Genomic DNA, 22,236 nt, shown 5'->3' with positions numbered 1-22,236 from the left:
GCTCCAGTGTGCGATGTCGTGATGATGGTGTCTTCGTCACCGTGCGCGGGAGCCGGTGATGTGTAGACGGTACTGCATCCATGTAGATCGTCACCGAGTTGTCCACAGGGCGGTGCGGGATGTACCGCGAACGCATGTTGTCGAGCATGATGCGCGAAGCATCGTCATGTACTGCGGGTGTCGCGCAGCACGACGAGCGTGCTGCGCAATGTCGTCGAGCTGCCGGACGGGTGTCGCTCGCCGTGCCCTCGACGGGGGTCGGGGTGCCTGACCGTCCGCCCGTCCTCCCCGACATGTCGGGCAAAGCAGCTTAAGGTGGCCGTGTGTGGCGACCCGACAGACAGCATGACGACGGCGACGACGGGACCAGTCCTGTCGTCGCCCCGACGAGTGCGCCCGGGGTCGTGGCCCCCGGCGCCCTGAGCCTCGGCAGGCCGGGCCTCGAGGTCGGCAACGCCGCGGAGCCGATCCGCGAGGGCTGGCGGCGGACGCTCTCGAGCGTCGGCGGATCGTCGACCCTCCTGCACTTCGGCGACGAGCAGCGGGCGCGCATCGAGCTCAGCACGACGCACCCCGGCGGCCTCGCGCAGTTCATCACCGGCAAGACCACCCTGCTCTCGAGCCTCATCCGCGACGACCTCGCCCTGCGCACGGCGCGCGTCGCCGCGGGCGAGATCGCGGCGAAGGGGCTCGAGCTCGCGACGGTCCGCGGCATCGACGCCGTCCACCTCGCCATCGGCATGGCCGCCTGGTCGTTCGCCGGCGAGGACTTCCGGGCCCCCGTCCTGCTCCGCCCGCTGGCGATCCGCCGTCACGGCCGTGACTTCGAGGTCCGCCTGCTCGGCGAGCCCGTGCTGAACCCCGCGCTCGCCGACGCCCTGCACGACCAGTTCGACATCTCGCTCGACGCCGACGCCTTCGTGGCGCTGGCCGGCCGCGACGGGTCGTTCACGCCGAACCCCGTGATCGACCGCCTCCGCGGCCTCACCGCTCACCTCGACTGGTTCACCGTCCAGCCCCGGCTCGTGGTCTCGACCTTCGCCGAGGTCTCGACCGAGATGGCCCTCGACGCGCGCCAGCTCGACCACCCGGTGCTCGACGCCCTCGCCGGCAACCCGATGGCGCTCCGCCAGGTCGAGGAGGCGTACCGCCCGACGACCGCGACGCCGCAGGACGAGCGCAGCCCCGAGACCGACACCCTGCTGCTCGACGCCGACCCCGAGCAGGAGAACGTCGTCGCGCAGATCGCGGCCGGCAACTCGGTCGTCGTCAAGACGCTGCCCGGCACCGGCGGCACCCAGACCATCGTCAACGCCGTCGGCCGGCTCGTCTCGCAGAACAAGCGCGTGCTGGTCGTCAGCCCCCGCCGGGCGACGCTCCGCGGCATCACCGCCCGCCTCGCCGACATCGGGCTGCCGGGCGTCGCGGTCGCGCCGACGACCCTGCGCCGCGACGTCATCCGCGCCATCGCCCGCGACGAGAAGGCCACCCACCCGCAGATGGGCGAGGTCGACGACGCCCTCGTGCGCCTGCGGAAGGTCCTGGTCGACTACCGCGGCGCGCTGAGCCGCCGCGACCCCGAGCTCCGCGTCTCGGTGCTCGACTGCCTCACCGAGCTCAGCCGCCTCGCCCTCCTGCCCGCCGCCCCGGCCACGACCGCCCGCCTCAGCCGCCGCAGCGTCGAGGCGATGGTCGAGGGCCGTCGCCGGGTCGCCGAGACCATGGTCAACGCCGCCAACCTCGGCGAGTTCCGCTACGGCCCCGGCGACTCGCCCTGGTACGGCTCCCGGTTCACCGACTCCTTCGGGGCCGGCGACGCGCACCAGCTGGCGAAGTCGCTGCACCACCGCGACCTGCCCCGGCTGCTCGAGCGCGCCGACGAGGTCATCGGCAGCACGCGGATGCGCCCCTACGAGTCGGTCGCGGAGCTGGGCGTCTACCTGCGCCTCCTCACGGAGATCCGCGACACCCTCGACAAGTTCCTGCCCGTGGTCTTCGACCGCTCGGTGGCGGAGCTCGTCGCGGCGACGGCGCCGAAGCGCGACGCGCCCGACATGTCGAGCGCCAACCGCCGCCGCCTCAAGAAGCTCGCGAAGGAGTACGTGCGGCCCGGCGTGCACATCGCCGACCTGCACAGCGCCCTGCAGCGCATCCAGCAGCAGCGCATCATGTGGCAGCGCTACGTCGCCGCGGGCACGCCGCCCGAGGTGCCGACCGGCATCGCCGACGCGCACGTGCTGCACCAGCAGGTCTCGCACGACCTCGAGCGCCTCGACGGTCCGCTCGGCCTCGCCGGCGACGAGGGCCTGACCCAGATCGGCGTCGTCGAGCTGCGTCAGCGCCTCGAGGCCCTGGCCGCCGAGAGCGACGTGCTGCAGAACCTGCAGGAGCGCACCGAGCTGATGACGACGCTCCGCGACCTCGAGCTCACGCCGCTCATCACCGACCTCGCCGAGCGCCACGTGCCCGAGCAGCAGGTCGCCGCCGAGCTCGAGCTCGCGTGGTGGCGCTCGGCGCTCGAGTCGCTGCTCGAGGCCGACCGGGCCCTGCTCGGCGCGAACACGGCGATGCTCGACCGCCTCGAGGCCGACTTCCGCCTCGTCGACGAGGCGCACGCCGCCGGCAGCGCCCAGCTGCTCGGGTGGCAGCTCGCCGAGAACTGGAAGATCGGCCTCGTCGACTGGCCCGAGGAGGCCTCGGCGCTGAAGATGCTGCTGCGCCAGCGGCACGTCACCGCGCGCCTGCTGCACGACGCGGCGCCGCACCTGTCGCGCGCCGTCGCGCCGGTGTGGCTCGCCTCGCCCTACGAGGTGCACACGATCGCCGACACGGTGCCCTTCGACACCGTCGTGCTGGTCGACGCGGGCGCCACGACCATCGCCGAGAACGTCGGCGCGATCCGCCGCGGCAAGCAGACCGTCGCCTTCGGCGACCCGGTCACGCAGACCCCCTCCGAGTTCGACGTCGCCGTGACCCCGGGCAAGCAGCCGCCCCGCCACGACGACTCCGAGCTCGACGCCCTGCACGCCGACAGCGCCCTCGCGCGGCTGTCGACCCTGCTGCCGACGCTGTCGCTGACCCGCAGCTACCGGGCCGGCGGAGAAGACCTCGCCGAGCTCGTCAACCGCCGGTTCTACGGCGGCCGCATCGAGTCGCTACCGTGGGCCGGCAGCTTCCTCGGGCACGGCAGCATCGCGCTCGACTACGTCTCGGGCGGCACCGCGGTGCCCGACCCCGAGTCGGGCGCGGTCGAGAGCGTCGACGCCGAGGTCGACCGCGTCGTGTCGCTCGTGCTCGAGCACGCGCGCACGCGCCCCTCCGAGTCGCTGATGGTCATCACGGCCAGCGCGAAGCACGCCGTGCGCGTGCAGCAGGCCGTGCTCACTGCCGTGTCGGGCCACAAGGACCTGACGGAGTTCGTCGTCGGCGACCGGAGCGAGCCGTTCATGGTGGCGACGCTCGAGCAGGCCGTCGCGCAGAGCCGCGACCACGTCGTCTTCTCGATCGGCTACGGCCGCACCCCGCACGGCCGCGTCCTCAGCGACTTCGGGCCGCTCGGCCAGCCCGGCGGCGAGCGTCTGCTCGCCGTCGCGATGACCCGTGCCCGACGCTCGATGGTCATCGTGACCTGCTTCCAGCCCGCCGACATCGACGGCGGCCGGATGGGCCACGGCACGATCGCGCTCTCCGAGATCCTCACCGAGGTGCAGGCGCGCACCGCCGCCGAGCACGTGCCCGACGACTCCGACCCGATGCTCGTCGACCTCGCCCGCCGCCTCGAGGCGCGCGGCATCCCCGTCGCCCTCGGCCACCGCGGCAAGCTCGGCCTCGTCGCCGCGCACGACGGCGTCTGCGTGACGATCGAGACCGACACCACCCTGTCGCGCACCAGCCTCCGCGAGTCGCTGCGGGCCCGCCCCGAGACGCTCCGCCGCCTCGGCTGGCACTACGTGCGGGTGCACGCGTTCCAGCTCTTCACCGACCCCGACTCGGTGGCGCAGCGCGTGGCCGAGGTGCTCGGCATCGACTCCGCCCGCACGCAGGAAGTGCCGAGCGTGCCCGCACGCCAGCACGTCAACCGCGGCTGAGCGCCGTGAGCGACCGCGAGGCCCCCGCCGGAGGCGCGGTGCCGGCCGACGAGGCCGGCCCCGCCCTCGAGGCGGTCGCGGGGGCACCGCTCGTGGTGCGGCGTCGGGGCGGGCGCCGGGTCACCACCGACCCCGTGCCCGGGAGCGATCCGACCCCCGCCCCCGCGCCTCCGGACCGCTCCTCGGGCGAGAACGACCGCCAGCTCCGCGACGACGTGCCGCCGCACTGGGGCTGAGGCGCGGCTGCTGACGGCCCCGTGACGCCCGCGCGCGACGACGCCCCCGACCGGTCTGGTCGGGGGCGTCGTGTCGCCGGGGGAGGAGGGGCGTCAGCGGCTGCCGAGCGGCCCGTTGCCCTCGCCGACGACCGGGACGGAGCCGGTCGGGGCCGCGTGGCTGCCGTGCGACGCGCCGGCGCCCGCGGGCGTCACGGTCTGGCGCAGGAGGTCGCGGATCTCGCTGAGCAGCTCGACGTCGGTCGGCGGCACGTCGACCGGGGCCGGCTCGGAGGCCTGCTGCTTCGCGAAGGTCCGCTTGAGCAGGTTGTTGACCGGCAGCACGAGCACGAAGTACACGACGGCGGCGATCACGACGAAGTTGATCAGTGCCCCGATGACCGCGCCGAACCGGAGCTCGGCGGTGTCGCCGGAGACGGTCGGGATCGAGACGACGAGGGCGTCGTCGAGCATGGACGCGTTGAACGCCGCACCGATCAGGGGGTTGAAGACGTTCGTGACCAGCGAGGTCACGATGGCGGTGAACGCGGCGCCGATGACGACCGCGACCGCGAGGTCGATGACGTTGCCGCGGAGGATGAACTCCTTGAATCCCTTCACGGGATGCTCCTTCGGTCGGTGGTCGGAACGGTCGTCCCGGGGGACCACCTAACCACGGGCCCGGGTCAGGAGGCAGTGGTCGAGCCCCCGGAGGAGCCCGACGACCCGCTCGACGACGTGCCCGGCCCGCTCGACGACGACGCGCCTCCGGAGCCGGACGACGACGACCCGCCCTTGTCGGACGACGACGAGCCGCCCTTGTCGGAGGACGAGGTCGAGCTGGTCTTCTCGGCGGAGCCGGACGAGCTGCCGCTGCCGCCCTTCGCGCCCGAGCTGCGCGAGTCGGTGCGGTAGAAGCCCGAGCCGTTGAAGGTCACGCCGACCGGGCTGAACACCTTGCGGAGCACGCCGGAGCAGACGGGGCACACGGTGAGGCTGTCGTCGGTGAACGACTGGACGACGTCGAAGGCGTTGCCGCACTCGGTGCAGCGGTACGAGTAGGTGGGCACGGATTCCTCACGGTGCGACGGAGACGGGGCGGCGGGCACCCGGGCCCGGCCCGGCGCGGGGAGGCGCGGGTCAGAACTCGTGGATGCCGGAGGGGGTGACGACGCCGTCGACGGCCTGGTCGTGCCGCTCGCGCGGCACCGACTCGACGTACTCGGAGTCGAACACCACAGCATAGACCGGGGGGCGCTTCTCCATCGATCCGAGGGTCTTGTCGAAGTAGCCGCGGCCCCAGCCCATGCGCATGCCCTCGCGGTCGATGCAGGCGGCGGGCACGACGATCAGGTCGACGTCGTTGATCGCCATCGGGCTGAGCACCTCGCCGACCGGCTCGGGCAGGCCGAAGAGGCCGGTGGTCTCGGACTCGCCGTCGCCCACGGCCCAGTCGAGCAGGCCGTCGGGGCGGGAGACGGGGAACAGCACGCGGACGTCGTGCGCGAACGCCCAGTTGAGGAAGGGGCGGGTGTCGGGCTCGTCGGGCGCCGAGAGGTAGGCCGAGACGGAGCGGGCGGAGAGGCCCGTGGCGAGGTCGACGAGGTGCCGGGTGAGGGCCGCGCTGGCCTCCTCGCGCTCCGCGCTGGTGCGGTTCCGGCGGCGCTGTCGCAGCTCGGCTCGCAGGGCTCGCTTGGCGTCGCCGACCTCGTCCGTCATGTCCCCCATCGTACGGTCGCAGATGTGCCCCCCGCGAGAGGGCCGCGCCCTATACGCTGACCGGCATGGGCTTCACGATCTCGAAAGCAGTCATTCCCGCCGCGGGCCTCGGAACTCGGTTCCTGCCCGCCACCAAAGCCATGCCTAAGGAGATGCTCCCCGTCGTCGACAAGCCGGCGATCCAGTACGTCGTCGAGGAGGCCGTCTCGGCCGGCCTGACCGACGTGCTGATGATCACCGGCCGCAACAAGAACGCGCTCGAGAACCACTTCGACCACGTCAGCGAGCTGGAGGAGACCCTGCGCAAGAAGGGCGACCACGACAAGCTCGCCAAGGTCAACCAGAGCACCGACCTCGCCGACATGCACTACGTGCGCCAGGGCGACCCGCTCGGCCTGGGGCACGCCGTGCTCCGCGCCAAGATGCACGTCGGGCGCGAGCCCTTCGCCGTGCTGCTCGGCGACGACATCATCGACGCCCGCGACCCGCTGCTGACCCGCATGATCGAGGTCCAGGGCACGAAGAACGCGACCGTCGTCGCCCTCCTCGAGGTCGACCCGTCGCAGACCCACCTCTACGGCATCGCCACGGTCGAGGAGACCGCGGAGGACGACGTCGTGAAGATCACCGGCCTGGTCGAGAAGCCCGCCCAGGGCGAGGCGCCCAGCAACCTGGCCATCATCGGCCGCTACGTCATCCGCCCCGAGGTGTTCGACGTGCTCGAGAAGCAGGAGCCGGGCAAGGGCGGCGAGATCCAGCTGACCGACGCGCTGATGAAGATGGCCAGCGCCGAGGAGTGGACGGGCGGCGTCTACGGCGTCGTCTTCCGCGGCCGCCGCTACGACACCGGCGACAAGCTCGACTACATCAAGGCGATCGTCCAGCTCGCCTCCGACCGCGACGACATCGGCGGCGAGCTCCGCCCGTGGCTCCAGGAGTTCACCGCGGGTCTCGAGAAGTAAAGAGACCCATCGCGTGACGACCATCCCCACGCTGACGGAGGGGCGGACCACCATCCGGCCCCTCCGTCTGCGTGACACCCGTGACCTCGACGCGGCGCTCTCGGAGAACCGCTCCTGGCTCCGCCAGTGGGAGGCCACGAACCCGTCGGGCTTCACCAGCCACGACGTGCGGGGCAGCATCCGCTCCCTGCAGATCAACGCCCGGGCGGGCCTCGGCCTGCCCTTCGCGATCGAGCTCGACGGGCGCTTCGTCGGGCAGCTCAACGTCAGCGGCATCGCCTACGGGTCGCTCGGCTCGGCCACCATCGGCTACTGGGTGACCCAGTCCGCCGCCGGCCACGGCGTGACGCCGACCGCCGTCGCCCTGGCCACCGACCACTGCTTCGGCAGCCTCGGGCTGCACCGGATGGAGATCTGCATCCGCCCCGAGAACGGCCCGAGCCTCCGCGTCGTCGAGAAGCTCGGCTTCCGCTACGAGGGGCTCCGCCGGCGGTACATCCACATCAACGGCATGTGGCGCGACCACTTCTGCTTCGCGCTCGTGGCCGACGAGGTGCCCGGCGGCGTCCTCCGCCGATGGCGGGAGGGGCTCGTGCCGCCCGGGCAGGGCAGCGTCCCGCCGGAGGCGCTGGCCGAGTCCGCCCGCAGCCTGCCCTGGTAGCCGACCCGCGACTCCTCGGGGCAGATCCGCACCGACACACCTGCGCGGTGCGCCCCCGCGGCGCGTCGTCGCTCATACCCTCGTGACCATGGGACTCGAGTCGTGGGGCGGTGGCGTCGTGCTGGCGCTCGTCGCCGTGCTCTGGCTCGTCTACCTCGTGCCCACCTGGCACCGGCGCCAGGAGTACCTCGCCACCGAGCGCAACGCCGTGCGCCTCCAGCAGACCCTGCGGATCCTCGCCCAGACGGCCGAGCTGCCCGAGGAGGTGCGCATCGAGGCGAACGCCCGGTCCGTCGCCGACGCGCAGCGCATCCTCCGACAGGAGGAGGGCAAGCGGGAGGCGCTGCGCCGCGCCCACGAGGCCGCCCGCCAGCGCGCGCTGACCCGCGAGCTCGCCGCGGCCGCCCCGGTGCTCCGGGCCGCCGACCACGACCCCGCCCTCGCCGCGCGCCGCCTGCGCCGCTCACGGCTCGTCTCGACCCTCGTGCTCGTGGCGTCGGGCCTGGCCGTCGTCGTGGGCGTCGCCTCGTTCGCGAGCGCCTGGCTGCTCGCCGTCGCGGGCCTCGTCTTCGGGGCCGGCTCGGTCGCCGTGCTCTCGCAGCTCGCCGCCGTCTCGCGCGCACGGGCCCGTCGTCAGCGGGTGGTGACGCCCGCCGGCGAGGCGCAGCCGCTGCGCGACTTCTCCGACGGATTCACGTCGGCGCCCGCGGAGGACGCCGCGCCCGCCTCGCGGTCGTGGACGCCCGTGGCCGTGCCGGCGCCGCTGTACCTGCGCCGGGGGCGCCAGCGGCCCGCCGCTGCCCCGGCCGCGCCCGCCGCCGCCAGCCCGGCCGCGGAGCTGCGCTCCGAGTCGGAGCGGTCCGTCCGGGCCCTGCGCGACGCCCAGCGCGCCCAGCACGACGCCCTCCGCGAGGCAGCCCGGGCCGAGGGCGCCCTCAGCGCCGCACGCGCGACCGACACAGGCTCGGCCGCCGCCGCCCGCGCCGAGCGCGCCCGCCGCGCCGTCGCCGACGCCCGAGCCGCGGAGGCCGCCGCCCCCTCACCCGCACCGACCCCGACGGCCCCGAGCCGCTTCGCCCGCATGGGCATCATCGACGACCTCGGCGAGTCGACCTTCCGCGTCGACGAGGCCCTGCAGCGCCGCCGCGCCGTCTGACGCGCCGCCGCTCCGCCCGATTCACGGACCACGCCACGGTGGTGCTATCGTTGCAGAGCAGTTTCCGGGGCTATGGCGCAGTTGGTAGCGCGTCTCGTTCGCAATGAGAAGGTCAGGGGTTCGAATCCCCTTAGCTCCACGGAATGCAGAAAGGCCCGCCTCTGGCGGGCCTTTCTGCATTCCGTTCCTCTTGTCAGAACAACTGAAGGGCCGCTTCGCGGCCTTCCTGGCGGGTGCACTACGTGGTGGACGGGTGGCGGGGCCGCTGTGCGGCCTTCCTGGCGGGTGGGGACGTGCTGGGCAGGGGGCGGGGCGCTTCGCGGTGTTGCCCGGCGAGGGTGGAGCGGGAGCTCGTGGCCCCAGAAGGGGGGCGCGGGGGGAGCTGGGCAGACGGAGCGGTCTGGTGCACGGCATACTCTGTGGGATGAGCGATCCGCAGAAGCCGTCCGACCCGTACGACCCCGCCGCCGCTGGGCCCCCCTCGGTGCCGCAGCCCCCGAGCTACGGCGCCTACCCCGGCTCGGGCCAGCAGGCCCCCGGCGGCGGCGGCGCCCCCGGCTCGGCGCCGCAGCCGGCCTACGGAGCCCCGCAGACGACGCCCCCGGGCGCGTACGGCGCTCCCCAGGCTCACTACGGCCAGGCGGGCCAGCCGGGTCAGCCCTACGCCCCCTACGGCGGCCAGCCGTCGTCGCCGGCCGGCGGCAACGGTCTCGCCATCGCCTCCGTCGTGCTCGGCGGCGTCGGCCTGCTGCTCTCGATCATCGTCTTCGGCGGGGTGCTCGGCCTCGTGGGCCTCGCCCTCGGCATCGTGGCGCTCCTCAAGAAGACCGGCTCGCGCCTCCTCGCGATCATCGGCACGGCGCTCTCGGGCCTCGCCGTCCTGGTCTCCGTCGCGGTGCTCGTCGTCGGCCTCGTGGCCGCCGGCAGCGTCCGCGACTCGATCGACGAGAGCTCCGGCGAGACGGGCGGCTCGAGCGACCCCGGCGTCACGGAGCCCACCGAGTCGACCGACGACGCCTCGGAGGAGGCGGCCAGCGAGAACGCCGTCTTCGGCGACGTCTGGTCGTACGACGACGGCATCTCGGTCAGCGTCTCGGCCCCGCAGCCCTTCACGCCGAGCGAGACCGCCGCCGGCGCCGACCAGGCCGCCGCCGTCGTGTTCACGGTCACCGTGCAGAACGACACCGGCGCGAACTACGACCCGATCGAGACCTACTCGAGCGTGTCGTCGGGCGGCGTCGAGGCGAGCCAGGTCTTCGACTCGGCCCAGGGGCTCATGGGCTCGCCGAGCACGACCGTGCCCGCCGGGCAGTCCGCCACCTGGCAGGAGGTCTACTCCGTCAGCGACCCGGCCCAGCTCGTCTACCAGATCGCTCCGGGCTACGACTACGACGCGGCCGTCTTCACGAACTGACGCTCCGTCGCGACCTGCTCCGTGCCGTCCGTCCCCTCGCGGGGCGGGCGGCACGTCGTCGTCGTGGGTGAGGTCGGACGACGCGGCCCCCCAGCTCTGGGGGCGCTCTGCGGGCGGTTGACCCGCCAACGGGGTGGAGACGCTCCGGGGCCCGCATGGGATGGTCGGATCAGCGCCGAGGGCGCGTCGACGACCGCCGGACGGCCACCCTGCCGGGCGCAGGGGGCGCTCCCCGCGCGTGCCGTCGGCCACCACCACCGACACCGGGGAGACGATGATGGGACGAACGACCACCACCAGGAGACTGGCCGTGACGAGCACCGTGGCGGGCGCCGCCGTGCTGCTGACCGTGGCCGCGACGGTCACCGTGCCCGAGGCGGCGCACGCAGCCTCGACGTCCGTCGCGACCGCCGACGGCGTGCCGCTCGCGGGAGCCACGCTGACCACCGGGGCCTTCACGCTCGGGGTCGACGCCCCGGCCGGCTCCGTCGTCAAGGTGAAGGTCGACGGGAGCTACCTCGGCCAGGACAAGGTCGCGCCCTACGCCTTCCCGATCGCCGTCGCCCCGGGCGCCCACGAGCTCGACGTGCGCTGGGAGGACGCCGCGGTCGGCGGACGCCAGGCCGTCGAGGTGCCGTTCACGGTGCGGGCGGCGGCCGTCGCCGCGCCGGTGGCGGCACCTGCACCTGTGCCGTCGCCCGCACCTGCACCTGCACCCGCGCCGGCACCGGCTCCCGCGCCGGCACCGGCTCCCGCGCCCGCGCCGGCACCGGCTCCCGCGCCGGTCCCCGCCCCGACCCCCGCGCCGGCCCCGGTGGCCTCGCCCGCGCCTCCCGCGTCCTCGACGTCGCCCGTGGCGACGCCGGCAGCGACGACGGTGACGGTGTCGACCTCGGCGGGCCTCACCGCGGCGCTGGCGGCGGCGCGGCCGGGCCAGACGATCGCGCTCCGTGACGGCACGTACACCGGCACCTTCCGGGCCGCGGCGGACGGCACGGCCAGCCAGCCGATCCGCCTCACCGGCTCCCGGGCCGCCGTGCTGACCACCGGCAGCGTCTCGAAGGGCTACGGCCTGCACGTGACCGGCGATCGCTGGATCGTCTCGGGGCTCAGCGTGCAGACCGCCCAGAAGGGCATCGTGCTCGACGGCTCGAGCGGCACCGTCGTCGAGGGCGTCGACGTCGGGCGGATCGGCGACGAGGGCGTCCACCTCCGCACGAACAGCGTCGACGTCACCGTCCGGGGCTCGTCGGTGCACGACACCGGGCTCCGCAAGGCGGGCTTCGGCGAGGGCATCTACGTCGGCAGCGCCGTCAGCAACTGGGGCAGCGTCATGGGCTCGTCGTCGACCCCCGACCGCTCTGACCGCGCGCAGATCATCGGCAACACCATCTCCGACACGGCGGCGGAGGGCATCGACCTCAAGGAGGGCACCACGGGCGGCGTCGTCAGCGGCAACGTCTTCCGCGACGCGGGCCGGTCGGGCGAGAACTCGGCCGACTCGTGGGTCGACGTCAAGGGCGACGGCTACCTCGTCACCGCCAACTCCGGCACGGGCACGAAGCTCGACGCCTTCCAGGTGCACGTCATCTCGGGCTGGGGGCGCGGCAACGCCTTCCGCGACAACACGGTGCTCGGCGGCGTGCCCGGCTACGAGGTCTGGGTGCAGAAGGGCGCGGTCGGCACCGTCGTCGCCTGCCGCACGGCCGGCACGCGCGCCGCGGCCGGGCTGACGAACGGGGCCTGCTCCCGCTGAGGCGGCCGCCGCCGCGGCCCCCGCGGCCCCCGCGGCGTGCGCCGAAGCACCGGCGCCGCTCCCGGGCCGGGCGGCGGCCCTGTCCCGGGCCGCGGCCGCCGCGGGGCAAGATGGTCGGGTGCCGTTCCTCTCCACCGACGCCGACCTCCTCGCCCGCCTGCGTTCCGACCTCTCGTCGGCCGACTTCACCGTCGACCGGCTCGGCAGCGCCGACGCCTGGGGCGCCGCCGCCGGCGCGGCCCTGTTCCGCGGCGAGCGGGTGGCCGCTCGCCGTGCCCTGCTCCGCAGCGTCGACCGCGACCCGTCGCTCCGGCCGGCCGCGACCCTCGCGCTGGCCTTCGTGCTGGGCGTGCCACAGCCGGCGGACGACTTGGCGGAGGCGCTGCCGACGCTCGGCGTGGACGGCGCCGAGGCCCTCGGGCTCGTCGAGCGCCGGCCCGGCGGCGAGGTGGCCGCCCTCGTCGACCTGCGCCCCTACGCCTTCGTCGACGCGGCCGGCGAGGCCTCCTGGTGGATCACCTCCGACCTCGGCGAGCTCGCCCTCGGCGGCGCCCTGCGCGAGGACCACGTCCTCGGGGTCGGCGGCGCCTCGGCCACGCTCGCGGGCCTGATGACGCCCGGCACCGTCGACCGCGCGCTCGACCTCGGCACCGGCTGCGGCATCCAGGCCCTGCACGTCGCCCGCCACGCGCGCCACGTGGTCGCCACCGACATCTCGCGGCGGGCCCTCGAGTTCGCGGCCTTCAACGCCGCGCTCAACCTCGTCGACGGCATCGAGTTCCGCCTCGGCAGCCTGTTCGAGCCCGTGGCCGGCGAGACGTTCGACCACGTCGTCTCGAACCCGCCCTTCGTCATCACGCCCCGGGCCCCGGGCGTGCCCGAGTACGAGTACCGCGACGGCGGCATGGTCGGCGACGACCTGGTCGCCTCCGTCGTGGCGCAGGTCGGGGCCCACCTCGCCCCCGGCGGCGTCGCGCAGCTGCTCGGCAACTGGGAGACCGGAGGCGCGGGCGCCGCGGCCGGCAAGCGGGGGGCGTACTCGGTGGCCGACTGGGCCTCGCGCGGCGACGTGCCCCTCGACGTCTGGGTCGTCGAGCGCGAGGTGCAAGATCCTGCGGCCTACGCGGAGACCTGGATCCGCGACGGGGGCACCCGCCCGGGCACCGACGACTTCGAGCGCCTCTACGAGGCCTGGCTCGGCGACTTCGAGGCCCGGGGCGTCGTCGAGGTCGGCTTCGGCTACGTGACGCTCCAGCGACCCCCGGGCGGAGGCGCGGTGCCCCTGGTGCGCACCGAGCGCCTCCTCGGGGGCCTCGGTTCGAACGACGTCGGGCTGGGCGCTCACCTCGCGGCCACGCTCGACGCCGTCGACGTGCTGCGCGGCCTCGACGACGCGGCGCTGCTCGCGACCCGACTGACGGTCGCCGGCGACGTCACGGAGGAGCGCCACTACTGGCCCGGCAACGACGACCCCACCGTGATCACCCTCGTGCAGGGCGGCGGCTTCGCCCGGCGGGTCGACTCGGGCACCGCGCTCTCGGCCCTGGTGGGCGCCTGCGACGGCGAGCTCAGCGTCGGCGCGATCGTCGGGGCGCTCGCGCACCTGCTGGAGGCCGACGAGTCCGCGCTGACCGCCGAGCTGCTGCCGCAGGTGCGGGAGCTCGTGACGACGGGGATGCTGCGGCCCTGAGACGGACGACGGGCGGGTCCGACCGACCCGGGCGTCGACGGACGCCCGGTCGGGTCGGACTCGCCCGTCGTGCCACGCGCTCCGCGGTCGCGGCCGCGGCCGCGGTCGCGGCCGCCGCGGCCGCCGCCGCCGAGGTCAGTCCTGCTTGCCGACCCGGTCGCCCCAGGTGCGCCAGCTGTACTCCGGCACGAACCCGAGCAGGTCGCGGGCCTTGTCGCTGCTGAGCAGCGAGTCGGTGCCCTCGACGGCCGCGCGGCGCTCCACCTGGGGCCAGAAGCGGTCGGCCAGCACGGCCGTGGGCGTGTTCATGACCGTGTCGGTCGCGGCGATGATGAAGGCCTCGTAGCCGACCAGGTCGCTCTCGAGCGCGCGGCGGACGGCCTGGGCGCCGTCGCGGGCGTCGATGTACGAGAACAGGTTGAAGGTCTTCGCCTCGGGCGTCTCGTCCCACGGGAAGTCCTCGTAGTCGCCGTCGTCCATGACGTTCGAGAAGCGCAGGCCGATCATCTTCAGCTGGCGGTCCCAGCGGGTGAAGTGCCGGGCCATCTCCTCGTCGAGGGCCTTGCCGAGCGAGTACGACGACTCGGGGCGCACGGCGTACTCCTCGTCGAGGGGCAGGTAGGGCGGGTCGAGGTCGAAGGGGATGCCGAGCAGGGTCTCGCTCGAGGCCCAGACGACGTTGCGGATGTGCGCGGCGCGGGCGGCGGCGAAGACGTTGTAGCTGCCGGTCACGTTGTTCGTGAAGAGCGTCGCGTTCGGCACGAGCCCCGGGGCGGGGATCGCGCCGAGGTGCACCACGGCGTCGATCGAGTCGTAGCGGTCGTCGACGTGCGTGAGCGCCTGCACGACCTGCCCGTAGTCGGAGAGGTCGACCTGCACGAAGGTGACGCCGGGCACCGGGTCGGGGCTCGGGACGCGGTCGAGCAGCACGACCTCCCAGCCGTGCTCGGCGAGGTCTCGGACGACCGCGCGGCCGAGCTTGCCGCTGCCGCCGGTGACGGCGACGCGGAGGGGGGCGGGGGAGGGGGCGGGTGACGACATCGTCTGCACTTCCTGGGGAGGGTCTCGAGGGCGCGCGGTGCGCCTCCTCGTTCATACCGTGTCGGGGTGCGGAGGGCCCACAGGGTCCGGCGCCGCCCGGCGTCGCTGGGGGCCGTGCGGGAGGCGCGGGTACCGTGACGAGGACGGCGCGGCCCCGGCCCCGCCACCACCGACAGCGAGAGGACCGCCATGAGCACCGACCCGATCACCGGCAGCACCGACCCCGCCGACCGCGACCTCGACGACCGCACCGACGCGGCCGCCGTGCACGGCGACGACCCCGCCCCCGTCGACGCCCACGGCGCCTCCGAGGCCGACGACGCCGCCCGCGAGGGCGCCGTCGAGCAGGTCGACGACGCGCTGGGCGGGCACATCCCGTTGCGCTAGGCCGGGAGCCCCGGCCCACGATCACCCCCCAGCCACCCTTCCCGGAGCCCGAGCCTCACGCTACGGTAGGGTTCGTGCGCCCGGCTGGTTACCGGGGCATCCCGCGCCCGTCGTGCGGCGTCCGGTCGCTCGGGCTCTCCTGATCCGAACTCGAGCTGGCCGACGTCGTGGGCGCGGTGACACGCCCCTGTCCGAGCCCGGCTCGTCGACGGGGGCGTGTCTCGTCTCCGGGCGTCACGCCTCCCTCGGTCGTTTGCCGAACCGAAACGTTCGTGGCACCATCGAGGAGTCCTCACCTCGGGGCGGTTCAGGGTCCGTGGCGAGGGCCCGTCACGGGGTCGCCCCCCGGCCCCGTGACGGCTCTCCCGCCCCGGGCGGAGGCGCGGGCCCGGTCGATGGGGCAGGATCGACTCACCATGTCGCCCGCTCCCACCGCCCCGCTCGCCGCTCTGCTGCCCGCGACCCCGGGAGCGTCCTCGTACGACCCCGACGTCGCCTACACCTCGTTCGTCGAGTGGGCGGAGAGCCGGGGGCTGCCCCTGTACCCCGCGCAGGACGAGGCCATGATGGAGCTCGTCTCGGGCGCCTCCGTCGTCCTCAGCACGCCGACCGGCACCGGCAAGTCGCTCGTCGCCGCGGGAGCGCACTTCGTGGCGCTGAGCCAGGGGCGGCGCACGTACTACACGGCGCCGATCAAGGCCCTCGTGAGCGAGAAGTTCTTCGCGCTGGTCGAGCTGTTCGGCGCCGAGAACGTCGGCATGGTGACGGGCGACTCGTCGGTCAACCACGACGCCCCGATCATCTGCTGCACCGCCGAGATCCTCGCCAACCTCGCGCTCCGCGAGGGGCCCGACGCCGAGGTCGACCAGGTCGTCATGGACGAGTTCCACTTCTACGGCGACCAGTCGCGCGGCTGGGCCTGGCAGGTGCCCCTGCTGCTGCTGCCCCGGGCGCAGTTCCTGCTGATGTCGGCGACGCTCGGCGACGTGACGCGCATCACCGACGACCTCGCCCGGCGCACGGGCCGGCCCGTCGCTCGGGTCACCGGCGTCGAGCGCCCCGTGCCCTTGCACTACTCGTACGCGCAGACCCCCGTGCAGGAGACCGTCGAGGAGCTCCTCTCCACCGGCGAGGCCCCGGTCTACGTCGTGCACTTCTCGCAGGCCGCCGCGCTCGAGCGGGCGCAGGCGCTGTCGAGCATCAAGGTCGCGACGCGCGAGCAGCGCGACGAGATCGCCGAGCTGATCGGCGGGTTCCGGTTCAGCACCGGCTTCGGCAAGACGCTCGGCCGGCTCGTTCGCTCGGGCATCGGCGTGCACCACGCGGGCATGCTGCCCAAGTACCGCCGTCTCGTCGAGCAGCTCGCCCAGCGCGGCCTGCTCCGCGTCATCTGCGGCACCGACACCCTCGGCGTCGGCATCAACGTGCCGATCCGCACGGTGCTGCTGACCGCGCTGACGAAGTTCGACGGCACGCGCATGCGCCAGCTCAGCGCCCGCGAGTTCCACCAGGTGGCGGGCCGGGCGGGCCGGGCCGGCTACGACACCTCCGGCACCGTGGTGCTGCAGGCGCCCGAGCACGAGATCGACAACCTCAAGGCGATCGAGAAGGCCGGCGACGACCCGAAGAAGAAGCGCAAGATCGTGCGCAAGAAGGCCCCCGAGGGCTTCGTCTCGTGGGGCGAGCCGAGCTTCCACAAGCTCATCGCGGCGGAGCCCGAGCCCCTGGTGTCGCACCTGCAGGTCACGCACGCGATGCTGCTCAACGTGATCGGCCGCGGCGGCGACGTCTTCGCGAACGTCCGGTCGCTCGTCTTCGACAACCACGAGCCCCTCGCGAAGCAGTACGCGATGGCCCGGCAGGCGATCTCGATCTACCGCACGCTCCGCACCGCGGAGGTCGTCGTGCAGGAGCCCGGCGTCGACGGCGCCGCGCCGACCATCCGCCTCACGGTCGACCTGCAGGCGAACTTCGCGCTCAACCAGCCGCTCTCGCCGTTCGCGCTCGCGACGTTCGAGGTGCTCGACCGCGAGTCGCCCAGCTACGCCCTCGACGTCGTCTCGGTCATCGAGGCGACCCTCGACGACCCGCGGCCGATCCTCTCGCAGCAGCAGTTCAAGGCCCGCGGCGAGGCCGTCGCGGCCATGAAGCAGGAGGGCATCGAGTACGACCAGCGCATGGAGCTGCTCGAGGACGTCACGCACCCCAAGCCCCTCGACGAGCTGCTCACGGCGCTCTTCGAGACCTACGCGGCGTCGCAGCCCTGGATCGGCGACTTCGCCCTCAGCCCGAAGTCGGTCGTGCGCGACCTCTACGAGCGGGCCATGACGTTCGGCGACTACGTCGGCTTCTACGGCCTGGCCCGGTCGGAGGGCCTCGTGCTGCGCTACCTCTCCGACGCGTTCCGCGCCCTGCGGCAGACGGTGCCCGACGAGGCCAAGACCGACGAGCTCGCCGACCTGATCGAGTGGCTGGGCGAGCTGGTGCGCCAGGTCGACTCGAGCCTGCTCGACGAGTGGGAGGAGATGCTGAACCCCCGCGAGGTCGAGGCCCACGACGAGATCGTGCCGCCGGTGCTCCGCCGCTTCACGGCGAACGACCGGGCGTTCCGCATCGCGGTGCGCAACGAGATGTTCCGTCGGGTGCAGCTGATGGCCCGCGACGACGCCGAGGCCCTCGGCCAGCTCGACTCGTCGTCGGGGTGGGACGTCGACCGCTGGGGCGAGGCCCTCGACCGCTACTTCGACGAGTACGACACGATCGGCACCGACACCGACGCGCGGGGCCCGCACATGCTCCAGGTCGAGCAGCTGCCGAGCGTGTGGCGCGTGCGGCAGGTGCTCGCCGACCCCGAGGGCGACCACGACTGGGGCATCTCGGCCGTGGTCGACCTGGCCTCGAGCGACGAGCGCGGGGAGGCGGTGGTCACCGTCACGGCCGTCGGTCCCGCCTCCGACCGGGCCCGGTCGACGGTCGTCGAGGAGTAGCATCGTCGCTGGCCGCGGCACCCCGTCGGCCACCCCGGAGCGACCCTCCGACGCACCGCCCGCAGCACCACCGTGCTCCGCTCCACGAGGAGGACCCATGTCCCGTCTGTCCGGCAAAGTCGCGATCGTCACCGGAGCCGCCTCGGGCATCGGGGAGGCCATCGTCCGCCGCTTCGCGGACGAGGGGGCGCGCGTCGTCGCCACCGACATCCTCGACGGCTCGGCCGTCGCCGCGGAGGCCGGCGCGGAGTTCATCCAGCACGACGTCGCGAACGGCGGCGACTGGAAGCGCGTGATGGACCGCATCGCCGACCACTACGGGCGCCTCGACGTGCTGGTCAACAACGCGGGCATCGTCTCGGGCCAGTCGATCGACGTGACGCAGCTCGAGAGCTGGAACAGGGTCTTCGCCGTCAACGTCACGGGCGTGATGCTCGGCACGCGCTTCGCCATCGAGCAGATGCGCGCGAACCCGGCGTCGTCCGGCGGGTCGATCATCAACCTGGCCCCGGCCACGTCCTTCCTCGGCTTCGGCGACGACGCGGCCTACACCGCCAGCAAGCACGCGCTGGTCGGTCTCACCCGCTCCAGTGCCGCGCACGCCGCGCAGGAGGGCTGGGACATCCGCATCAACTCGCTGCACCCCGGCCCGACCGACACCGCGCTCTTCCGGCGCCAGGTCGAGGCGCAGCCCGCGCTGCTCGACGCCTTCAAGACGATGAGCCCGCGCGGCCGCCTGGCCATGCCGGAGGAGGTCGCGGGCCTCGCCCTGCACCTCGCCTCCGACGACTCGGCCTTCTCCACCGGCGCGCAGTTCGTGGTCGACGGCGGGCTGTCNCGGGGCGCGACCTAGAAGAGCGTCGCCGGCGGCTCCGGGGGAGCGGCGACCGGGGAGGTCGTCGCGACCGGCGCACCCGGCCAGCCCGGCCCGCTCGGCACGTCGCTGCGGTTCTGGAACGCCGTCGCGGCGCCGCGGGCGCGGACGTCGGCGGCCTCGTTCATCTCGTGGCCGACGTGGCCGCGCACCCACTCGAAGGTGACAGAGCGCCCCGCGAGGGCGGCGTCGAGCTCCTTGAGGATCTCCACGTTGAGCACGGGCTTGCCGTCGGCCTTGCGCCAGCCCTTGCGCTTCCAGCCCGGCATCCACTCGGTGCAGGCCTTGATCGTGTACTGGCTGTCGCACAGTACGTGGATGGCCTCGTCGGTGCCGGCCGTGGCGCGCAGCAGCTCGAGCACGGCGGTCAGCTCACCCTGGTTGTTCGTGGCCCGGGGCCAGCCCCCGGCGGCCCAGCGGTCGTCGTCGACGTACCAGGCCCAGCCGGCGGGGCCGGGGTTGCCGAGGGCGGATCCGTCAGCGGCGGCGACGATCGTCATGGGTGCTCCTTGCTCGAGATGTGCGCCCACCACGGTACGCGAGCGGGCGCCGCCCCCTCGACCCGCGCCTCCGGCTCAGCCGTTCGTGTCGGGGTGCGAGCCGGTGCGCTGCCCGGAGTCCAGCGCCGCGACCGCCGCGAGGTCGTCGTCGTCGAGCTCGAAGCCGAACACGTCGATGTTCGAGCGGATGCGCGCCGGCGTCACCGACTTCGGGATGACGACGAGCCCCTGCTGCAGGTGCCAGCGGATCACGACCTGCGCGGTCGAGACGCCGTGCCGCTCGGCGAGGCGGAGCAGGGTCGGGTCGTCGAGGATCCTGCCGCGGGCCAGCGGCGACCAGGCCTGGGTCACGATGCCGTGCGCCGCGGCGAACTCCCGCACCTCGTGCTGCTGCAGCCACGGGTGCGCCTCGACCTGGTCGACGACGGGCACGACGTCGGTCTCGCCGAGCAGGCGCTCGAGGTGGTGCACCTGGAAGTTGCTGACGCCGATCGAGCGGGCCCGCCCCTCCTCCCGGATGCGCTCCAGGGCGCGGTAGGTCTCGACGTACCGGTCTTGGGTCGGGGCCGGCCAGTGGATGAGGTACAGCTCGACGTGGTCGGTGCCGAGGGTCTCGAGGCTGCGGTCGAAGGCGCGCAGGGTCTCGTCGTAGCCGTGGTCGGTGTTCCACACCTTCGTGGTGAGGAAGACGTCGTCGCGAGGCACGCCCGAGGCGCGCATCGCCCGGCCGACGCCGCCCTCGTTGTCGTAGAACGACGCCGTGTCGAGGTGGCGGTAGCCCGCCTCCAGCGCCGTCGCGACGACCGTCTCGGCCTCGTCGTCGGGCACCTTGTAGACGCCGAGCCCCAGCTGGGGGATGGTGGTGCCGTCGTTCAGGGCGAGGGTGGGCGTGTCGGTGGGGGCCATCCCTCGATCATGGCACCGGAGTCGCGGGTCAGCTGGGCTGGACGGGCACCGGTTCGGTGTCGGGCAGCGGGCTCGCGTCGCGCCCGCGCAGATCGGGCAGCGAGCGGTGGAAGACGGCGCCCACCACGGCCCCGACGAACGCGAACACGGCGGCCACGAGCAGGCCGCCCTGGCCGCCGATCCGGTCGATCCAGAAGCCGGCGATCGCGGAGCCGAGGGCGGAGCCGATCAGCTGGCCGGTGCCGGCCCAGCCGTAGGCCTCGGCCGTGTCGCTGAACTTCACGCTCGACGACACGATCGCGAACATGACGGCCAGGGCCGGGGCGATGCCGACGCCGGCGACGAGCAGGGCGGCGCTGAGCGGCAGCAGTCCGCTGACGAAGACGGCCAGGGTCATGCCGACGAAGACGATCGCGAGGCGGCGGGCCAGCGCCCACGGGCCCACCGGCACGTGCCCGAGGGCGAGGCCGCCGACGAGCGAGCCGAGGGCGAAGACGGCGAGGGCGATGCCCGAGTCGGCGCTGCCCTCGCCGAAGAGGGCGACGACCCCGGCCTCGACGGCCGCGCAGGCGCCGATGAGGAGGAAGCCGGAGGCGGTGGCCAGCAGCACGGTCGGCCGCGCGAGCACCTTGCCGAAGGCGCGCTTGCTGCGCGGGATGCGCACCCGGCCGACCTCGGGCGAGGCGATGAACCAGGCGCCGCCCCCGACGAGGAAGACGGCGGCGAGCCAGATGGCCTCCTGCGTGCCGACCTGCGTGCCGACGAAGGTGGTGATGACCGGGCCGGCGACCCAGATGATCTCCTGGGCGGAGGCGTCGAGGGAGAACAGGGGGGTCAGCTGCGACGAGTTGACCATCTTCGGGTAGATGGTGCGCACCGCGGGCTGGACGGGAGGCACGCTGAGGCCGGTCACGAAGCCGAGCGCCATGAAGGCGGGCACGGAGAAGTCGTACAGCGTGAAGGTCACCATCGTGACGAAGCAGACGACGAGGGTGAGCAGCAGGACGGGGCGCATGCCCCAGCGGCCCATCCACCGGCTCGTCAGGGGGCCCGAGATGGCCTGCCCGATGCTCGTCGCGGCGAGCACGAGGCCGGCCGCGGCGTACGAGTGGTGGACGTGCTCGACGTGGAGGAGGAACGCGAGCGAGAGCATCCCGAACGGGAAGCGCGCGGTCAGCTGCGCCGCGATGATGCGGCCGACGCCCGGCGTCTTCAGGAGGGAGGTGTAGGTGCTCACGAGGAGTCGAGTCTACGGACGCCCGGAGGCCCTCGACAGCCCTCCGCCGACTCGCCGCGACACGCCGGGGCCCCGAACTGGGGACACCCCTTCGGCGATGTCGGTGGTGGGGACGAACATGTGGAGAACGGCCCAGAACCGGGGAGAACCCGGCTCGTTCTGTGCAGAACGTGTGCGGTTCCCTGTGGAGAACTCGGTCCGGCGAACTACAGGCGTGTAACACCGCATCTAGTTGCGGGGGCAACCCCCGGCCACTAGATGTAGTATCGAACAGTCGCCACGGGCACCACGCCCGCAGGCCCCACAAGCCCACCGCACGGCGTCCGCGCCGCTCACCACCCGGCTCCCGAGCCGACCAGAACACAGGGGATCCCATGGCCATCACCGTCTACACCAAGCCGTCCTGCGTCCAGTGCACCGCGACCTACCGTGCGCTCGACAACAAGGGCATCGAGTACGAGGTGCTCGACGTCACCGCCGACGAGGCCGCGCTCGAGACCGTCAAGGCCCTCGGGTACCTGCAGGCCCCCGTCGTGATCGCCGACGACGACCACTGGAGCGGTTTCCGCCCCGACAAGATCGCCGGCCTGGCCGCCCGCATCTCCTGACCCGCGCCTCCCGGGCCGCGGTCGCCGACGAGACA

At 73.6% G+C, this 22,236-nt stretch carries 18 protein-coding genes, 1 tRNA gene and 1 pseudogene; 13 read left to right on the top strand and 7 right to left on the bottom strand.

The features are described 5' to 3' along the window. Window positions 1–323 precede the first annotated feature (323 nt). Together IFT72_RS09020 and IFT72_RS09015 are read left to right on the top strand one after the other, a co-directional pair. Window positions 324–4,088 carry an AAA family ATPase gene (locus tag IFT72_RS09020; protein WP_370543619.1) on the top strand — a complete coding sequence of 1,255 codons (3,765 nt, stop codon included), beginning with the start codon at window positions 324–326 and terminating at the stop codon, window positions 4,086–4,088. A gap of 5 nt (window positions 4,089–4,093) precedes the next feature. Then, on the top strand, window positions 4,094–4,324 hold the full coding sequence (locus tag IFT72_RS09015; RefSeq protein WP_056056832.1) for a hypothetical protein: 231 nt from the start codon (window positions 4,094–4,096) through the stop codon (window positions 4,322–4,324). 93 nt (window positions 4,325–4,417) lie between these two features. On the opposite strand, the gene mscL is transcribed toward IFT72_RS09015, so the two are convergent. The 3 genes from mscL to IFT72_RS09000 all read right to left on the bottom strand — a co-directional run bounded on the left by mscL (window position 4,418) and on the right by IFT72_RS09000 (window position 6,022). Then, window positions 4,418–4,924 (bottom strand): large conductance mechanosensitive channel protein MscL, encoded by a 507-nt coding sequence (gene mscL, locus IFT72_RS09010; RefSeq protein ID WP_192046193.1) that lies wholly within the window; start codon window positions 4,922–4,924, stop codon window positions 4,418–4,420. 65 nt (window positions 4,925–4,989) lie between these two features. Continuing rightward, a complete protein-coding gene (locus IFT72_RS09005; protein ID WP_192046192.1) occupies window positions 4,990–5,373 on the bottom strand; it encodes an FmdB family zinc ribbon protein in 384 nt (127 codons plus the stop codon). 70 nt (window positions 5,374–5,443) lie between these two features. Beyond that, on the bottom strand, window positions 5,444–6,022 hold the full coding sequence (locus IFT72_RS09000) for a 5-formyltetrahydrofolate cyclo-ligase (protein WP_056056825.1): 579 nt from the start codon (window positions 6,020–6,022) through the stop codon (window positions 5,444–5,446). Between the two features lie 65 nt (window positions 6,023–6,087). On the opposite strand from IFT72_RS09000, the gene galU reads away from it, so the two are divergent. From galU to IFT72_RS08965, 7 genes are all read left to right on the top strand, one after another. Further along, window positions 6,088–6,984, top strand: a complete 897-nt coding sequence (galU, locus tag IFT72_RS08995) for a UTP--glucose-1-phosphate uridylyltransferase GalU (RefSeq protein ID WP_056056823.1) — start codon at window positions 6,088–6,090, stop codon at window positions 6,982–6,984. A 13-nt stretch (window positions 6,985–6,997) separates the two neighbouring features. After that, window positions 6,998–7,645, top strand: coding sequence for a GNAT family N-acetyltransferase (locus IFT72_RS08990; protein ID WP_056056821.1), 648 nt, complete (start codon window positions 6,998–7,000; stop codon window positions 7,643–7,645). A gap of 88 nt (window positions 7,646–7,733) precedes the next feature. Beyond that, window positions 7,734–8,801 carry a hypothetical protein gene (locus IFT72_RS08985; RefSeq protein ID WP_192046191.1) on the top strand — a complete coding sequence of 356 codons (1,068 nt, stop codon included), beginning with the start codon at window positions 7,734–7,736 and terminating at the stop codon, window positions 8,799–8,801. Window positions 8,802–8,867: 66 nt separating this feature from the next. Next, window positions 8,868–8,940: transfer RNA gene (locus IFT72_RS08980), tRNA-Ala, on the top strand. Between the two features lie 285 nt (window positions 8,941–9,225). Further along, entirely contained in the window at window positions 9,226–10,215 is a 990-nt protein-coding gene (locus tag IFT72_RS08975) for a hypothetical protein (protein WP_192046190.1), read from the top strand. A 310-nt stretch (window positions 10,216–10,525) separates the two neighbouring features. Further along, window positions 10,526–11,971 carry a right-handed parallel beta-helix repeat-containing protein gene (locus IFT72_RS08970; RefSeq protein ID WP_192046189.1) on the top strand — a complete coding sequence of 482 codons (1,446 nt, stop codon included), beginning with the start codon at window positions 10,526–10,528 and terminating at the stop codon, window positions 11,969–11,971. A 118-nt stretch (window positions 11,972–12,089) separates the two neighbouring features. Further along, complete coding sequence (locus tag IFT72_RS08965) at window positions 12,090–13,661, top strand: methyltransferase (RefSeq protein ID WP_192046188.1); 1,572 nt, start codon at window positions 12,090–12,092, stop codon at window positions 13,659–13,661. A gap of 135 nt (window positions 13,662–13,796) precedes the next feature. Here IFT72_RS08965 and IFT72_RS08960 read toward each other — a convergent pair whose 3' ends face one another. After that, window positions 13,797–14,702, bottom strand: a complete 906-nt coding sequence (locus IFT72_RS08960; RefSeq protein ID WP_185233510.1) for an NAD(P)-dependent oxidoreductase — start codon at window positions 14,700–14,702, stop codon at window positions 13,797–13,799. A 189-nt stretch (window positions 14,703–14,891) separates the two neighbouring features. Between IFT72_RS08960 and IFT72_RS08955 the strand changes: the two genes are divergently transcribed. From IFT72_RS08955 to IFT72_RS16620, 3 genes and pseudogenes are all read left to right on the top strand, one after another. Continuing rightward, complete coding sequence (locus IFT72_RS08955; RefSeq protein WP_056056812.1) at window positions 14,892–15,089, top strand: hypothetical protein; 198 nt, start codon at window positions 14,892–14,894, stop codon at window positions 15,087–15,089. Between the two features lie 416 nt (window positions 15,090–15,505). After that, window positions 15,506–18,076 carry an RNA helicase gene (locus tag IFT72_RS08950; protein WP_192046187.1) on the top strand — a complete coding sequence of 857 codons (2,571 nt, stop codon included), beginning with the start codon at window positions 15,506–15,508 and terminating at the stop codon, window positions 18,074–18,076. 97 nt (window positions 18,077–18,173) lie between these two features. Next, window positions 18,174–18,913, top strand: a pseudogene (locus IFT72_RS16620) (SDR family oxidoreductase); the annotation flags it as partial. A 12-nt stretch (window positions 18,914–18,925) separates the two neighbouring features. On the opposite strand, the gene IFT72_RS08940 reads toward IFT72_RS16620, so the two are convergent. The 3 genes from IFT72_RS08940 to IFT72_RS08930 form a co-directional block, all read right to left on the bottom strand. After that, window positions 18,926–19,450 (bottom strand): ribonuclease H, encoded by a 525-nt coding sequence (locus tag IFT72_RS08940; protein ID WP_192046185.1) that lies wholly within the window; start codon window positions 19,448–19,450, stop codon window positions 18,926–18,928. A 75-nt stretch (window positions 19,451–19,525) separates the two neighbouring features. Next, on the bottom strand, window positions 19,526–20,356 hold the full coding sequence (locus IFT72_RS08935; protein ID WP_192046184.1) for an aldo/keto reductase: 831 nt from the start codon (window positions 20,354–20,356) through the stop codon (window positions 19,526–19,528). A 28-nt stretch (window positions 20,357–20,384) separates the two neighbouring features. Next, the gene (locus tag IFT72_RS08930) at window positions 20,385–21,593 is read right to left on the bottom strand and encodes an MFS transporter (RefSeq protein ID WP_192046183.1); all 1,209 of its coding nucleotides are present in this window, start codon (window positions 21,591–21,593) and stop codon (window positions 20,385–20,387) included. Between the two features lie 374 nt (window positions 21,594–21,967). Here IFT72_RS08930 and nrdH point away from each other — a divergent pair, with 374 nt between their 5' ends. Beyond that, window positions 21,968–22,201: a glutaredoxin-like protein NrdH gene (gene nrdH, locus IFT72_RS08925; protein ID WP_056056800.1), complete on the top strand. Its 234-nt coding sequence runs from the start codon at window positions 21,968–21,970 to the stop codon at window positions 22,199–22,201. Window positions 22,202–22,236: the final 35 nt, after the last annotated feature.

Origin of the sequence: Frigoribacterium sp. CFBP 8754 (genome assembly GCF_014841815.1) — a bacterium.
Taxonomy (GTDB): domain Bacteria; phylum Actinomycetota; class Actinomycetes; order Actinomycetales; family Microbacteriaceae; genus Frigoribacterium; species Frigoribacterium endophyticum.
This window is presented reverse-complemented; position numbering and strand designations above follow the sequence as displayed.